Source organism: Sphingobacterium athyrii, from assembly GCF_003071065.1.
Lineage (GTDB): Bacteria > Bacteroidota > Bacteroidia > Sphingobacteriales > Sphingobacteriaceae > Sphingobacterium > Sphingobacterium athyrii.
Map to the genome: position 1 here is coordinate 15,841 of NZ_QCXX01000009.1, position 16,107 is coordinate 31,947.

Here is a 16,107-nt window from a genome sequence, read left to right on the forward strand (position 1 = left end):
TTATGGACAATACAAAAAACAATACCGAATCATTTCAAGAGGATAGTTATAATAGACATTCCAATTGGTATACGAATCTCTTCCCCGAAAAAGAACAAAAGTTAGCTTTGTTAAATGGAATAAAAACTTACAAAGGAACAATAAATCATTGGTTACAGAATCAGTTTTTTGAATGTGTCAAACCCATAACAAAATATAAGAACGCATCCTGGTTGACAGTAGGTGACGCTTACGGACATGATGCTAATTATTTAATCGAAAATGGCGTTCAAAATGTAATTGCCTCGGATATAAGTGATGAATTTCTTGCCGTATCTAAAGAAGTTGGCATTGTTGAGCAATACTCCGCTGAAAATGCAGAAAATCTCTCGTTCGAAAACAATAGCATAGACTATATCCTATGTAAAGAAACCTATCATCATTTTCCACGACCATATGCTGCTCTTTATGAAATGATCCGAGTAGCAAAAAAGGGAATTGTTATTATCGAACCGCAAGATCCGATCATGAAAATGCCTTTCTTGTTATTTATGAACAATGTTTTAGAAAAGATTAAACATGGCTTAGTAAATAAGATATGGAAAAACCGCTTTTCTTATGAAGCTGTTGGCAACTTCGTTTATAAAGTTTCTGAAAGAGAAATGGAAAAATTTGCAGCCGGTATTAATTTACCAATGGTAGCGATCAAAAATTTCAATCCAAACTTTTGGTTCCCTGGAAGTGAAAAAATTCCAGCGGTAAAATCAGAGAAGAAGTTTAGAAAAATTCTCTTCAAAAAAGGTCTTAGGGATTTTTTATCAAATTTTGGCATTCTACCAAGTCAGTCTTTAAGTATTATAATATTTAAAACCCTTCCCGAAATCGGATTGCAAGAATCGCTAAAGAATGATGGATACAAATTAATTAAAATACCCAAAAATCCTTATTTATAACCCTATAAGCTTAAAAGCATCTTTTGATATTAACCTTTATCAAAAGATGCTTTTATAGACCAAGTATTAAACAAAAATCTTTATAAGCTTGATTTAGTATCGAGGGGAGCGTAAAACAAACTGTGTCAATCGCATGAATCTGCGTTAACATTATTCATATCAATTGCCTGTTTTGACTTATTACTCGTAATCATTGATAATATCATCTACAATGGACAATTTGGTTTGAACTTCTTTAATTGAAAAGTCCCCCCTAACTCCGTAGGTTTTAAATCTCAAGTATTCTCCCCAAACAAGTTTTCTTCCATGTTCAGTTTTATACCAATTATCTTTACCAACCGTTATTCCCTGAATTTCCGACGTAATATTTATCTGGTAGTTGCTAAAATTCGCATTTTCGCAGTATTTTTTTAAAGTAAGGTATGAACGCATTGATGCATAAGAATGCGAAAAGAAAATTAAATTCTGCACTTTAGAAAAGTCAAAAAGCGGTTTTGAAAATTCAACATTTTCTAAAGTATTCTTTGATTCTTTTTCGATAATGAAGTGAGTATCTGGAAATTTCTCTTTCTCTATATTTGAGAAAATCAATTCCGACTCAGCTATAGGTTCAAAATAGGAGGCAGAATAATTCGCAATACCACCAGTAATTACTACTGTAGGAATCTTAAAATCTTTCAATGTTCGTGTTAATTCATTAGCAATTTCTTTATGAAGGATATTAGAACCAAATACAAATAAGATATTTGAATCCATAATTGGTGATTGGTAAAAACATAGGTCTGACAAGTTTTTTATTAAATCCTCCGAAAGGAATGGAACCTCCGGTAATTTTGCTATTTCCCTGATTTTGTTCTCAGTAATATTAGGTCTTTGCATAATTTCAATTTAAGCTTATATTATAAATTTAAAACAATAACTTATTTTTCGATGAATAAGAATTGGCCAATATTATGTTTTCCCTTTTTTTCATATCAAAGATGAATTTAGTGAAGTTGTTCAATAATTGGAAAATTATCTTGACGAAATTACTTTTAACCTATTGCGATGTCTATTGCCCCCTATGTTTAAAAAAAACAGGGAAAATGATTCCCTGTTTTTTAATCCTACCTCTTTTAGCTTGTTGCTCAATATTCGAACCCAAATCCTCTATCCATTTATATTGGCTTTAGGCTGAGCATACTGGCCTTTTTTGAGACCAGATTCCAAAAGGAGTTTTTCAGGAATATTTGTATTTAAAATAATTTTCTCGGTCCCCAGCTTTGGAATAATTTTATCCCTTATCAAATTCTTGATATGTTCGATCCCTTTAATATTACCTAAGAATTTTTCCATCGAGTGATTGAATGTAAAATAAGAATACGAATCATTTGGGATACCATAGGCAATTCCATTGTCTGTTATTTTAGCTAGTTTCTTATTGAATTTTTCGCGATCCTTTTTCTGTAAATGATCATAAAGTAGATCATTGATTCTCTCCTCTAAAGCCATATTGATAAAACGATCATCCGGTTTTTTAAAAGATTTCGCATACTCTTCAGCTTGTTTTATAGGCTCTTTTCCTTTGGCAATACCGTTTTTGCCTTTTTTGTAATAGTCCCCATAATTTCAGTAAAACTAGAAAGGAAATAAACCATCTTAGCTTTTAGCAGTTCTAAGAATTCGGCCATTGATATACTCAAGTGACTATTAAAGTCCTGTGGACAAAAAACTTCTTCAATTTTATACAACCATTTACTAGTTGTCCAATCCAAATAAATTGTTTCTTTAGAAAGATGCATAGGTTAGGCAGGGCTAACGCATTAAAAATAAAAAATTCAGGAGAGTTTCCACATTTTTAGGTTTTCGATGTTGGTAATATGTGTTTCGTTAAAGCTCTGATGGAGGTATCTTTGTTCCATCATGTTAGAGAAAAAGAGTACCCTCCATCACTATTTTGAACAGTTTCCCGACCACCGGATTAGCCGGAACAAGAAGCATCTTTTGAGTGACATCATCATTCTGTCGATCCTTGGTGTACTTTGTGGTGCTGAATCCTGGGATTCCATTGAGGCTTTCGGTAAAACCAAGCTTGGTTTTCTCAAAGGTTTTCTCAAACTGCCTCATGGGATTCCCTCACACGACACGATCAATCGTGTCTTCAGCGGTCTTCGGCCCAAGTTGTTTGAAAAAATGTTCGTAGAATGGGCAGGTAGCCTGAAGAATGAGTCGATCAAAAAGGAGGTCATCAGTATAGATGGGAAGAGCATTAGGGGTTCAAGGGATAGTTTTCATTCCCAGAGTCCAATACACATGGTGAGCGCATGGGCATCCAGTAATGAGCTGGTATTGGGACAATTGAAAGTCTCTGATAAGAGCAACGAGATCACCGCAATCCCCCTTTTATTGGAACTGCTGGACATAGAAGGGAGCATCGTGACCATAGATGCTATGGGTACCCAAGTCGATATTGCACAGAAGATCGTAGAGAACAAGGCGGATTATATCCTATCGGTCAAGGGAAACCAACAGGAACTATCGGATCAGATAAAGGGTCGATTTGAAAACCAGCTTCCAGCAGACGCAGATCTCGCCCAGGAGAAAGGGCACGGACGCATAGAAAGCCGTAAATGCGAGGTGATCACCGACCTTACCTTCATAGACAACAGTATTTCATGGGCTTCAATAAAATCGGTGGTACGCATAAGTTCCACAAGGGAGATAGGAAACAAGGTGACCACAGAACAGCGCTATTATATCAGCAGCTTGAGTGAAAAAGCGGCACATTTCAATAGTTATATCAGGTTACACTGGGGCGTGGAAAACAAGTTGCACTGGTCACTGGATATGATATTTAATGAGGACAGGCAAAGAAAGAGAACAAAGAATGCCGCCGACAACTTCTCATATATTAGAAAAATAGGACTCAATCTGCTCAAAAAGGATACATCAAAGGGCTCATTGGTCACAAAGAGACTCAAAGCGGGATGGGAGGATAAGTATCTAATGCAAATTTTTAATCAAATTTAAATGCGTTGACCCTGTGAAAATTATGTGCTGGGAATGATATTTCTGGGAAATGGGTATCTTCGGAACATGAAACTGAAATCTATTTATCTACGGATATTAACGATCGCACTGGTAATGATGATGACAATAGAGCTGCAGGCACAGCAAGACTGTGATTCTCTAAAGAAGGAGGTGCCCACGTTCTGTAAGCTCCTGGATGGCGATGCGCGGGTAGAGTTCCCAAAAGATTATAAAAAAATTGCTGCCTGTATGGAGATTGATTCTGTCACGGAAATGCTGCTGGGCTATGATATGGTCAAGATGAAAGCATTGCAACTGCAACGGGAAAAAAACAGCGTTTTCACTTACGGTGACTGGATGGATATGGTAGTAGAACTGAAAGCAGGAAAGGAATACCGTAATGCCGTGCAGATGATGCAATTGATCCAGCATAGCATTAATCGTGCCGACTGGGCCCAATTACTGAGATTGATGAAAGAGAGTATGCTGCCTGGCCATTTAGAGGCTCTTGAACTGGATAAGGTAGAAAAAATGCTTTTTGACCCGAAGAACAAGGGAAGAAAATTTATTGAAGTGATGGAGCATATTAAATAAGAGAACCTATCGGATTATAACGCTGTGGAAAATACAGTGGGATTGATAAGACTGAGATTGATAAAAAAAGGCTGTCCAACTTTGTTGAACAGCCTTTTTTTATAGTGAATACTGATTTTATGCTAATTTGCCTAATGCTGCTTTGATACGCTTTAATGCTTCGATCAGACTTTCGTCTGAGGCAGCGTACGATAAGCGAATGTAGTTGTCATTACCAAATGAATCACCGCCTACAGTAGCGACATGACCAACATTCAGTAGATATAAAGCTAGATCAGATGAGTTCTTGATGATATTACCATCCTGATCTTTCTTGCCAAAGAAGGATGAAATTTCTGGGAAGAAGTAGAATGCGCCTTCTGGAAGATTGGTACGTACACCCGGGATATCGCTCAACAGATCGTAAACCAATTGACGACGACGCGCAAAGGCTTCTTTCATTTTATTGACCGACGCTAATCCCTGTTCGTATGCAACAATACCTGCACGTTGTGAAATCGAGCAAGTACCTGAAGTTGTCTGACCCTGTAATTTATCATTTGCTGCCGCAATAGTTTTGTTGGCCGCAATATACCCTAAACGCCAGCCTGTCATCGCAAAGGCTTTTGAAAAACCATTGATGATGATAACGCGATCTTTGATGCTGTCAAACTGTGCTATGGATTCGTGTTTGTCCACAAAGTTGATGTGCTCATAGATCTCGTCAGAGAGAATAAATACCTGTGGATGCTTTTCGAAAACCTTAGCCAATGCTGCTAATTCATCTTTACTGTAAACTGTTCCAGTTGGATTGTTCGGTGAAGAGAACATAAACAATTTGGTTTTTGGCGTAATGGCCGCTTCCAATTGTGCAGGCGTAATCTTAAAGTTATTGTCGATTTCTGTATTGATAAATACCGATTTTCCCTCTGCTAAAACAACCATTTCGGAGTAGGATACCCAGTATGGTGTAGGTATGATTACCTCATCACCCGGATTGATCAACGTTAGGATCACATTAGACAGGGATTGTTTTGCACCTGTTGAAACAACGATCTGCGAAATATCATAATCCAGATTATTCTCTGTCTTTAGCTTATTTACGATCGCCTGACGCAATTCAGGGTATCCTGGTACTGGCGAATAACGTGTCCAGTTTTCATCCAAGGCCTTCTTTGCTGCATCTTTTACATGTTCAGGAGTGTTAAAATCAGGTTCACCTACGCTAAGGCTGATTACATTAACGCCTTTTGCTGCTAATTCGCGGCCCAACTTGGTCATTTTAAGTGTGGCCGATTCGGACAAATTATTTATCCTGTCTGATAAGTATGATGATGTGCTCATGGTAAGACAAAGATATTATATACGTTGCAAATAATTGTCTTTATTTTTGAAAATTTACAAAGAAAAGTACCGTTTTTATTGGGGCTTTGCTAACAAAAAAGCGATTGTCGCGATTTAGCCTGTCAATAGCGACATCTTTTTGATGTTGATGTGTAAAACTAATCAATTTGATTTGGCGTTATATCTTTACCTTTGCCCTACAAAATACAGGTCATGTCGAGACAAACAAGATTGGTTTTATTATCGCTGTTTACAGGAATAGGCTTAATGATTGTTAAGTTCGTAGCTTATTTTTTGACAGATTCCAGTGCCATCTTTACAGATGCTGCCGAAAGCATCGTCAATGTGATCGCTTCTGGTTTCGCTTTCTATAGTATTTATCTTGCGGCACAGCCTAAAGATGAAAATCACCCCTATGGGCACGGTAAAGTTGAGTTCTTTTCTGTTTTCCTTGAGGGGGGACTGATTTTTATCGCTGGAGCGATTATTTTAGCCAAAGCCTGTTATAATATCTTTTTTCCGGCAGAGATTACTCATCTCGAACAGGGGATCTATCTGATCGGAATCACCTCGCTGATCAATTTTGCTGTGGGATTTTATATCATGAAAAGGGGACGTGCCCTTGGGTCCATTACCCTAATTGCCGATGGTAAACACCTACAGGTGGATGCTTACAGTACAATTGGTTTGATATTGGGTTTAATCCTGATGAAACTAACGGGGTTCCAATGGATCGATGTGGTAATCTCTATTATATTGGGGCTATTTATCTTGTTTAATGGCTATAAATTACTTCGGCAGTCTATCGGTGGACTGATGGATGAATCAGATACCGAGCTTGTGCAGGATGTGGTAGCGATTTTGGAACGTAATCGTAAGGCTGAGTGGATTGACGTGCATAATCTTCGGGTGCAGCGCTATGGCAACGAACTGCATGTCGACTGTCACCTCACTTTGCCAAGCTACTTCGACCTGGTAAAAGTTCATGATGAAATTTCTGCTGTCGATAAGATTGTCAATAAGGAAATGTCGGTGCGTACTGAGTTTTTTGTCCACGCGGATCCCTGTCTCCCACAATGCTGCCGTTATTGCCAAGTGGCGAACTGTCCGATACGTTCGGAAGAATTTAAAGGTAAGATTGCCTGGGATATGGATAAGGTGACCCGCAACCAGAAACATTTTTCCTATGCCGTAGCGGATTGAAAATGAAAATGCTTTCTGCTTGTGTCTCATGTGTATAGCAAAACTTTTCATCAGACAACTCTCAACGGATGAAAAATATACTTGATTCTATAAATATGTATAAAAAAAGGTATCTTTGCCTTTTAGCAAAAGAGTTTAAAAATCCTATATGAAGCACATTCGTAATTTCTGTATTATTGCGCATATTGACCATGGCAAAAGTACTTTGGCAGATCGCCTTTTAGAGTATACCAATACCATCAGTCAGCGCGAAGCACAGGCACAATTACTTGATAATATGGATTTGGAACGTGAACGTGGTATTACGATCAAGAGTCACGCCATCCAAATGAATTATAAAAAAGATGGTCAAGAATATATTTTGAACCTGATTGATACTCCTGGACACGTCGACTTTTCTTATGAAGTATCCCGTTCTATTGCTGCCTGTGAAGGGGCTTTATTGATTGTGGATGCCTCACAGGGTATTCAGGCACAAACAATTTCAAATTTATATTTGGCTTTAGAGCATGACCTAGAAATCATCCCGATCTTAAACAAGATGGATCTTCCGGGTGCGATGCCCGAAGAGGTGAAAGATCAAATTGTTGATCTAATCGGTGGTGAACGTGAGGCAATTATTCCTGCTTCCGGAAAGACAGGTCTTGGGGTACCAGATATCCTGGAAGCCATTGTTGAACGTATCCCACATCCTGTGGGGGATGCTGATGCACCGTTACAGGCCTTGATTTTTGACTCGGTATTTAATTCATTCCGTGGGATCATGGCTTATTTCAAAGTTGAAAATGGTGAGATCCGTAAAGGGGACAGAGTAAAATTCGTGGCGACTGGTAAAGAGTATTTTGCGGATGAGATCGGTACGTTGAAACTTAATCAGGTACCCAAAGAAGTCATTAAAACAGGGGATGTAGGGTATATTATTTCTGGTATCAAGGAAGCGCGTGAAGTGAAAGTAGGGGATACCATTACACACAAAGACCGTCCTTGTGGTCAAGCAATCCAAGGATTTGAGGAAGTAAAACCAATGGTCTTTGCCGGTATTTATCCGGTAGATACAGAAGACTACGAAGAATTGCGTGAATCAATGCACCGTCTGCAGTTGAACGACGCTTCTTTGGTGTTTGAACCTGAATCTTCCGCCGCCTTAGGTTTTGGTTTCCGTTGTGGTTTCTTGGGTATGCTCCACATGGAAATTATTCAGGAGCGTTTGGAAAGAGAGTTTGACATGACGGTAATCACTACCGTTCCCAATGTATCTTACAAAGCGTATATGACGAAGGATAAGGAAGAAGTGATCGTGCACAACCCTTCGGACTTACCTGATCCAAGTAAATTGGATTCAATTGAAGAACCTTATATCAAAGCGAATATCATTACCAAATCGGATTTTGTAGGACCGATCATGTCGTTGTGTATTCAAAAACGCGGTACGATCATGAATCAGCACTACCTGACTTCGGATCGCGTCGAATTGGTTTTTGAAATGCCAATGGGTGAGATCGTATTTGATTTCTATGATAAGTTGAAAACAATTTCCAAAGGGTATGCTTCATTTGACTATCACCAGATCGGCTACCGTACCTCGGATCTTGTTAAATTGGATATCCGATTGAACGATGAGCCAGTGGATGCGCTGTCTTCTTTGATCCACCGAAGCAATGCCTACGATTTCGGTAAGAAAATCTGTGAGAAATTAAAGGAACTGCTCCCGCGCCAACAATTTGAGATCCGAATTCAAGCTTCTATCGGGGCAAAGATTATCGCTCGTGAAACGATCTCTGCGTTGCGTAAGGATGTAACCGCAAAATGTTATGGTGGTGATATCTCCCGTAAACGTAAATTGTTGGAAAAACAGAAGAAAGGTAAAAAACGCATGCGTCAGGTTGGGAACGTAGAAATTCCGCAATCTGCATTTATGGCGGTATTGAAATTGGATTAATAACATTTTAAATTATACAAAATAAAGGAGCTCTTGGGCTCCTTTTAAATACAATCAAATCTCCTAAACATGAATCTATTAGATGGTAAATTAGTTTCCGAAAAAATTAAAGAGCAGATTGCTCTGGATGCGGCTGAATTTACAACTCAAACGGGTCGGAAACCGCATTTAGTAGCTATCCTTGTTGGTAACGACGGTGGTAGCGAGACTTATGTGGCCAGCAAAATGCGTAATTGTCAATTGGTCGGCTTTGAATCGACAAACATCCGTTATGATGAGACAATCACTGAAGAGGAATTGATCGCCAAGGTCAAAGAAATCAACAAAGATGATTCCATCGACGGCCTGATCGTTCAATTACCTTTACCAAAACATATTGATCCGGACAAGATTACCGAAGCAATTGATTACCGTAAGGATGTGGATGGATTTCATCCGGTCAACTTGGGTCGTATGCAACGTAATCTTCCCTGTTTTATTCCTGCAACACCTTATGGTATTATGTTGATGCTGGATTACTATAAGATCGAGACAGCGGGCAAACATGCCGTGGTGGTAGGCCGAAGCAATATTGTTGGTTCTCCAATGAGTATACTTCTGGCGCGTAATGCTAACCCAGGGAACTGCACCGTGACCTTAACGCATAGCCGTACAAAAGATCTAAAAACGGAGATACTGCGTGGAGATATCGTAGTGGCAGCTATAGGAAGAAAGAATTTCGTTACGGCGGATATGGTGAAAGAGGGAGCTGTGGTGATTGACGTGGGTATCAACAGAGAAACCTCAACTGAGACGAAATCTGGATTTAAATTATACGGCGATGTGGACTTTACGCATGTGGCACCTAAAGCATCATGGATCACTCCAGTACCGGGTGGCGTGGGCCTGATGACCATCGTTGGATTATTGAAGAATACATTGGAGGCTGCAAAGGGAACAATTTATCCGAAACACTAAAGTTTGTCTATTTGGCATAGAAGTTGTAAATTATAGACTAATTAATCATATAAATACAAACTTACATGAGCGTATCATGTGGTTGATGGAAGTCCAAAATGGATAAATACAACCTCATGATATCTTCTTGCCATTAAAAAACAAAATTCTAATGAAAAAAATTGCACTTTTAGCGGTAGTAGCAGGAGCATTGGTAATGTCTTCTTGTAACAATTCAGAGAAAAAAGCATCAGATTTGACTGATACTGCACAAACAGTAGGCGAGCATGTAGATGCAGCGATTGCGGACTTAAAGAACGCCGAAGAAAGCGCGCGCTTGAAAGCTGAGGAAGCAAAAAAGGCTTTAGATGAAGCGATTGCCAAAGGTGATAAAGCTGCTGAAGAGAAAGCGCGTGCTGCTTCTGAGGAGGCTAATACCGCTTGGGAAAAAACCAAAACCGCTTTACGTGACGCGGGGCAGGATGTGAAGGAAGGGTTGAAAGACGCAAAAGATGCTACGGTAGATGCTGCGAATACAGCTGCCGATAAAACCAAAGATGTAGCAAAAGATGTCGCGGATGGAACTAAAAAGGTAGCCGAAGATGTTGCTTCCGGTACAAAAGAAGCTGCTAAAGATGTGAAAGACGCTTTTAAAAAATAGATGACGGCATTGGCTGCAAAGCCAGAAAATTGTATAGTTGAAAAACTAATCCGCGTAGTGCGGCATTAAGATAAAAAAATAGGGAACTCTTCAGTTTCCTATTTTTTTACAACTCATACCCAGTCTCAAGAATAGACCCGCAGCTCCAATGTCATCATGGTATAATCTTGAAGTATTTAATTTATTTATTGTAATAATCCCATAGTAGTTTGGAGAGTTTACGTGTCAGTATTTCTGCTGCATTGGTTTTGCCCCAGCTCTGATCCCCATTGTTTTTGGTGAATATGCTAAAGACATAATCGCCTTTGGGCGCATTGACCAACATTACTTCATTACGTACATCATCCAGCGATCCCGTTTTGGAGGCGGCCTTTACCGTCGCGGGAATTTGGGAGAGCCCTCTTTCGTCATAGAACATATTGCCCAGAAAACGATACATGCGATCGGAGGATTTTTCTGATATTACCTTTCCCTGACGGATCAGGGTCAGGAGATCGGCCATCTCTTTTGGCGTGGTCTGTCCCCAGCCATATTTTTCCCAGTCTGTCTTTCTTCCCTCAGTTTGCGAGTTTACACGCGTATGCTGCAATTGAAGGTCGGCCATTAGTGTGTTGATGGCCATTCCTCCGCCAGCAAGTTTTTGATTCCAGATGCTTGTGACATTGTCACTGTAAGAAAGCATAAGAGCTACAAGAGTTTTGAGGTCGACCTTGCTGCTGTCTTTAAAGAATTGCATCAGGCCCGAACCACCGTATTTTTGGCTCTCACGGTAGATAAGCTCCTGATCTAATTGCAACTGTCCTTTTTCAATTTTATCAAAGACACCCACTAAAATCGGGATCTTGACAACACTCGCTGTGGGAAAAATGCTGTCGGCTCCGATATTAACTTCCTTGTGTTTTTTTAGGTTATGTACATAGATACCTACTTCTCCCTGAAAACCCTGAATAAGCTGTTTAATTTGTTTTTCGAGTTTTCTATCAGTGCTTCGTTTTTGCCCGAAAGAGCATAAGGATAGAAATAATAACGTAAATGATAGTAAAATTTTACTCATAGTCAGGGGGTTATGTGTATTAAATGTGGTGAATAATCGTTATTTTTATTGTTCAGTGGGCTTAAGTTATGAAATATCCACGATTGAAAGCAAAAACAGGAATGAAAATAACCTGAATATTTGATATTCTCATACAAAGACAGATTATTGCATATGAAATTATTTATGATTTTGATTGGTTGTAAACCGAAAAATAGACGTACGGAACAACATGATATTTTTTTCGGAATCGGGAATGAACTGAAGGATTTTATAGACCCAATTAAAGATTTTTGGCCTGATGCCGATGGGAAAATTCATATTGATGCTTATCGGATCGTCAATAAGATTGGCGAGTATGAAATTGCGGTCGTGGAAAAAAATGATGCGGCAATTTCTGATACGGAATTGAAGTTGTTTTTTGTTAATCTGGGCGGTTATAAACCGAATGAATTTGATGAATTTCATTATAAAGAACTCATTGTTGCGCCGAATTTGGGAAAAGCTACTGAGAAGGCTAAACGAACTGTTTTTTGGAAACACCATAGCACGGCTCATATAGATGATAAATATGGCTTGGATGTCGATGATATTTATGAAATAGAAGATCTATTGCTTGATGCTGATAAGGAAAAATATCATATTCAAATTGTGCCCAAAACCGGATTGAAAGAAGATGTGATTGCAAATGGTTATTTTAAATTGAGCGCTTTGTAAGATATTGTCGGGGCATAAATATATCAAGTGTTGAACAATAACCAAAAAAAAATAGCGGGCTTCCTAAAAAGAAACCCGCTATTTTTTACCAAGACAAGTATCACTACGTGGTGTTTGTCTCAATTATTCTATACCTTGTTGATCGCTATGTTGTTTACGGATGACACTATGCTTCTTACCATAAACGAAGTAAATCAACAGACCTAAGGCCAACCAAATTGCCAAACGCTCCCAGCTTTCAATAGGCAATGAAGCCATCATCAGCACGCAGACAATGATACCCATGATCGGAACAAAAGGAACTAAAGGTGTTTTGAATGGACGTTCCAAATTAGGATCTGTTTTGCGGAGTACCAATATACCTACACAAACCAATGTAAAGGCAAATAGGGTTCCTATACTCACCATGTGACCAAGATCAGAGACGGGAACAAATCCAGCGAAGATACTTACGAATACCATAAAGATTGCATTTGTTTTCCAAGGGGTCTGTCTTTTGGAAAGATCAGAAAATATTTTTGGAAGCAGGCCATCTTTACTCATGGAGTAGAATACCCGGCTCTGGCCAAGCAGCATGACAAGAATAACAGATGTATAACCTGCAATAATCGTAATAATTAATGCAGTATTCAGAAAATGATATCCTGTTTTCGCAAATGCCGTGGCTACTGGTTTGGCGTCGCCTTTAAACATCGTGTAATTTTCGATACCTGTCATTACATAGGAAAATAACACATAAAGAAGGGTACAAATGATCAATGAGCCGATGATACCAATTGGCATACCTTTTTTTGGATTTTTTGCTTCCTGAGCAGCAGTACTTACGGCATCGAAGCCAATGAAAGCAAAGAATACCACACCTGCTGCACGCAAAACACCGCTGATTCCAAAATGACCGAAGTCATCGCTCTTTAAAAAAGTCCATAGGCCTTGTTGACCATTCTTGACCATCTCTTCACCGGCATTTACAGGGATAAAAGGGTCGTGGTTTGCAGGGTTGATAAAGCTCCAGCCCAATGCGATAAAAATCAATACGACACCTACTTTTAAGATTACCAAGATGTTGTTTACGCGTGACGATTCCTGTGTTCCACGCATTAATAGTAGAGAAAGCAAACATACAATAATGATTGCCGGTAAATTAACCATACCACCTTCCCAAGGGCCTTTCAGTAAGGCGTCGGGTAAATGGATGTGGAAAATCATCAGGAGCTGATTAAAGTATTGCGACCAACTGACGGCTACGGTGGCACCGGCGAGGGCATACTCCAAGACAAGATCCCAACCGATTATCCAAGCCACAAATTCTCCCATTGTCGCATAAGAGTAGGTGTAAGCACTTCCGGCGACAGGAATCATGGACGCAAATTCGGCGTAACAAAGACCTGCAAAAGCACAGCCAACGGCAGCGATAATGAAAGATAGGATAACAGCCGGACCAGCATTCTCCGCAGCGGCAATTCCGGTTAAGGAAAATAGCCCTGCTCCAATGATTGCTCCAACGCCTAGCGCAATTAATCCGCCACTCGTTAATGTTCGTTTCAGTGTATGTTCACCATTTTCATTTGCCTCAGCAATCAGTTTAGGAATCGATTTTTTAAATAGCATAGGATTAATTCTTTACGATTATTTAGCTTTTTAATTGTTTAATTAATGTCAAATATAAATGATATCAACGACAAAAGGGAAGATTGCGCTTCCCTTTTGTAATAAAATTTTGTCTAAAATATAAATCAAACGATTGTATAGCTATTAGTAAGCTGCTGTAAAGCGTTTGTTTATAAATTGTTTATTTTCGATCTCGTCAACGATGGCTACAGCAAGATCCTCAACAGATAGTCTCGAACGGCCTTCGTGATCAAATACTGGCGCGTCCAAGTCCGTGCGGTACTTACCGGTTCGTTTACCACCTGCCTGTGGATTCATCTCTATGGCAGGACTGATCATTGTCCATTCAAGTTGGTCTTCTTTACGAATGATGTCCAGGTAATCTGCGGCCGCCAGGGCCCCGGGTTTGATCTCTTTTGGAAATTCGGGTGAATCGACCAGACGATTGCCTTCAATTAACAAACTTCCCGCTCCACCGACGACAATAAAACGTTTCACGCCGGCATCTTTAACAGCCTGTTGAATGGTTAAAGCCCCCTTAGTAAAATCTTCGTAAAGATTGGGGTTGGTCCAACCAGCGTTAAATGCCGAAACAACGATATCTGTACCTGTCAAAGCGCTTACCAGTTGATCGTGGTTATTAATATCAACTGCTACTTTTGTTATGCTGTCATTCGATGGAATGCCTTCTGTATGGCGAGCGAGTGCAACGACTTCGTAATTCCGGTCAACCAATTCTTTGACAAGATGTGTTCCTACATATCCTGTGGATCCAATTACTGCTACTTTCATGTGTTTTTAATTAAATGTTTTACTAAAATCAGCAAGCGTCATTTTCTCCAAACGTACTACAATATCAGTGTCGACTTCCTGATAAAGATCTTGCAATTTGGCATTGATGTTTTTACCGACAATACAAGCCGGGTTTGGGGTATTGAATTTACCCGATAGCTCATTTTGTTTTGTGCTTTGATAAATGTCTGCAAGGGTGATGTGCTCTTTTTTATTGTTTATGCGAATTCCTCCACCTTTGCCCTCTTTACTGATTAATAAAGCGGCCGCTTTCAGGGAGGAAATTTCCTTGCGGACGACAACAGCGTTTACTTGGATACTTGAAGCGATGTATTCAGAGGAAAGCCATTGTCCGGACTCCTCCAATTGTGCTAGAACCATAATATGTAAAGCTGTTGCAAATCTCAAGTTGTGTAACATCCCGCTGCTGATTTTTTAATTTTGATAACACAAAAGTAATGGAAAAGGCTCTAAACTGAAATAAAAAATATTACAGTTTAGAGCCTTCTGACAATTACGTGATAAAAACACTTGTTTTTTATTTTTTCTCGTTAAATTTCTTGTAACTATCCATCACGTAGACCCGTAATGTTTCTTGGCTGCTATTTTGGATAAACTTATAAGAGGGTCTGAATCTTTCTTTAAATAAAGCCAGTTCGGATCCGTCAAGTGGTGTTACTTCTTTAATGAGGTTGTCCGTAAACTTGCGATCAACCGTTCTTTTTTCCAGTTCCGCGACAAGTAGTTTGTAATTTGAACGGGCCTGTTTTCCTTCCTTACTGAATATACGGCTTGGAGAGATCCGGATTCCGCCGCGGTTTTGGCTGGCATCCGAATATTTTCCGGCGACTTTCTCGCGTTGGATTTCAGCTGCAAGTCTACTATCGGTCATCCGTTCAACAACAACCTGATTCAATTCAATGGGCGTATTTATTCTGTTCAAATAGATTCTTCGCAAGCTCGAATCATATATAAATACCGTGTCCTGTTCGTATCCGGTTGCTTTAATCAAAAGTAGATCATTGATATTGGCATCAATAGCAAATGATCCATCCCTATTGGTCTGAACTTCTACTTTGCTCCGTAAATTCTGGATGTGTGCAGCCTCAATTTTTTCTCCGCTGACAAGCTCCATAATAATACCTTTGGTTTTTTCCTGTGCAAATAGCTGCCCGCTGATCAACATGATAAATAAGCAGCTTAGAATCGTTTGTGTGACTTTCATGGGGATAATATATATATACATAAATGAGCTTGTTACCTTCCGTTTTATTCGTCTAGCGCCATGAAACCATTATGAGCAATTTTTTGACGTGTTCATAATGGTCTCCTAACGTAGAATTTCTTTACCAAAAATAAC

16 protein-coding genes are annotated in these 16,107 nt (G+C 39.3%); 8 read left to right on the top strand and 8 right to left on the bottom strand.

Annotated elements, in window-relative coordinates:
* Positions 1–2: 2 nt before the first annotated feature.
* The gene (locus tag DCO56_RS24885; RefSeq protein ID WP_108636408.1) at positions 3–932 is read left to right on the top strand and encodes a class I SAM-dependent methyltransferase; all 930 of its coding nucleotides are present in this window, start codon (positions 3–5) and stop codon (positions 930–932) included.
* A gap of 180 nt (positions 933–1,112) precedes the next feature.
* On the opposite strand, the gene DCO56_RS24890 is transcribed toward DCO56_RS24885, so the two are convergent.
* Entirely contained in the window at positions 1,113–1,811 is a 699-nt protein-coding gene (locus tag DCO56_RS24890; RefSeq protein ID WP_108636409.1) for a YdcF family protein, read from the bottom strand.
* A gap of 270 nt (positions 1,812–2,081) precedes the next feature.
* Entirely contained in the window at positions 2,082–2,423 is a 342-nt protein-coding gene (locus DCO56_RS24895) for a hypothetical protein (protein WP_108636410.1), read from the bottom strand.
* 411 nt (positions 2,424–2,834) lie between these two features.
* On the opposite strand from DCO56_RS24895, the gene DCO56_RS24905 reads away from it, so the two are divergent.
* Both DCO56_RS24905 and DCO56_RS24910 read left to right on the top strand, forming a co-directional pair.
* Positions 2,835–3,941 (top strand): ISAs1 family transposase, encoded by a 1,107-nt coding sequence (locus DCO56_RS24905; protein ID WP_108636412.1) that lies wholly within the window; start codon positions 2,835–2,837, stop codon positions 3,939–3,941.
* A 66-nt stretch (positions 3,942–4,007) separates the two neighbouring features.
* Positions 4,008–4,535, top strand: coding sequence for a hypothetical protein (locus DCO56_RS24910; RefSeq protein WP_146191135.1), 528 nt, complete (start codon positions 4,008–4,010; stop codon positions 4,533–4,535).
* A gap of 117 nt (positions 4,536–4,652) precedes the next feature.
* Here DCO56_RS24910 and DCO56_RS24915 read toward each other — a convergent pair whose 3' ends face one another.
* Positions 4,653–5,858: a pyridoxal phosphate-dependent aminotransferase gene (locus DCO56_RS24915; protein ID WP_241254829.1), complete on the bottom strand. Its 1,206-nt coding sequence runs from the start codon at positions 5,856–5,858 to the stop codon at positions 4,653–4,655.
* 213 nt (positions 5,859–6,071) lie between these two features.
* Between DCO56_RS24915 and DCO56_RS24920 the strand changes: the two genes are divergently transcribed.
* The 4 genes from DCO56_RS24920 to DCO56_RS24935 all read left to right on the top strand — a co-directional run bounded on the left by DCO56_RS24920 (position 6,072) and on the right by DCO56_RS24935 (position 10,597).
* Positions 6,072–7,061 carry a cation diffusion facilitator family transporter gene (locus DCO56_RS24920; RefSeq protein ID WP_108636415.1) on the top strand — a complete coding sequence of 330 codons (990 nt, stop codon included), beginning with the start codon at positions 6,072–6,074 and terminating at the stop codon, positions 7,059–7,061.
* A 148-nt stretch (positions 7,062–7,209) separates the two neighbouring features.
* Positions 7,210–9,000: a translation elongation factor 4 gene (lepA, locus tag DCO56_RS24925; protein ID WP_108636416.1), complete on the top strand. Its 1,791-nt coding sequence runs from the start codon at positions 7,210–7,212 to the stop codon at positions 8,998–9,000.
* A gap of 69 nt (positions 9,001–9,069) precedes the next feature.
* Positions 9,070–9,957: a bifunctional 5,10-methylenetetrahydrofolate dehydrogenase/5,10-methenyltetrahydrofolate cyclohydrolase gene (locus DCO56_RS24930; protein WP_108636417.1), complete on the top strand. Its 888-nt coding sequence runs from the start codon at positions 9,070–9,072 to the stop codon at positions 9,955–9,957.
* A 151-nt stretch (positions 9,958–10,108) separates the two neighbouring features.
* Positions 10,109–10,597, top strand: a complete 489-nt coding sequence (locus DCO56_RS24935) for a hypothetical protein (RefSeq protein ID WP_108636418.1) — start codon at positions 10,109–10,111, stop codon at positions 10,595–10,597.
* A gap of 181 nt (positions 10,598–10,778) precedes the next feature.
* Here DCO56_RS24935 and DCO56_RS24940 read toward each other — a convergent pair whose 3' ends face one another.
* Entirely contained in the window at positions 10,779–11,651 is an 873-nt protein-coding gene (locus DCO56_RS24940) for a serine hydrolase (protein ID WP_108636419.1), read from the bottom strand.
* A 153-nt stretch (positions 11,652–11,804) separates the two neighbouring features.
* On the opposite strand from DCO56_RS24940, the gene DCO56_RS24945 reads away from it, so the two are divergent.
* Positions 11,805–12,347, top strand: a complete 543-nt coding sequence (locus tag DCO56_RS24945; protein WP_108636420.1) for a DUF1543 domain-containing protein — start codon at positions 11,805–11,807, stop codon at positions 12,345–12,347.
* A 123-nt stretch (positions 12,348–12,470) separates the two neighbouring features.
* On the opposite strand, the gene DCO56_RS24950 is transcribed toward DCO56_RS24945, so the two are convergent.
* The 4 genes from DCO56_RS24950 to DCO56_RS24965 form a co-directional block, all read right to left on the bottom strand.
* Positions 12,471–13,955 carry an amino acid permease gene (locus DCO56_RS24950; RefSeq protein WP_108636421.1) on the bottom strand — a complete coding sequence of 495 codons (1,485 nt, stop codon included), beginning with the start codon at positions 13,953–13,955 and terminating at the stop codon, positions 12,471–12,473.
* Positions 13,956–14,099: 144 nt separating this feature from the next.
* Complete coding sequence (locus DCO56_RS24955; protein WP_108636422.1) at positions 14,100–14,747, bottom strand: NAD(P)-dependent oxidoreductase; 648 nt, start codon at positions 14,745–14,747, stop codon at positions 14,100–14,102.
* 6 nt (positions 14,748–14,753) lie between these two features.
* Positions 14,754–15,167: an RrF2 family transcriptional regulator gene (locus tag DCO56_RS24960; protein WP_108636423.1), complete on the bottom strand. Its 414-nt coding sequence runs from the start codon at positions 15,165–15,167 to the stop codon at positions 14,754–14,756.
* A 118-nt stretch (positions 15,168–15,285) separates the two neighbouring features.
* Positions 15,286–15,972 carry a hypothetical protein gene (locus DCO56_RS24965; RefSeq protein WP_108636424.1) on the bottom strand — a complete coding sequence of 229 codons (687 nt, stop codon included), beginning with the start codon at positions 15,970–15,972 and terminating at the stop codon, positions 15,286–15,288.
* Positions 15,973–16,107 lie beyond the last annotated feature (135 nt).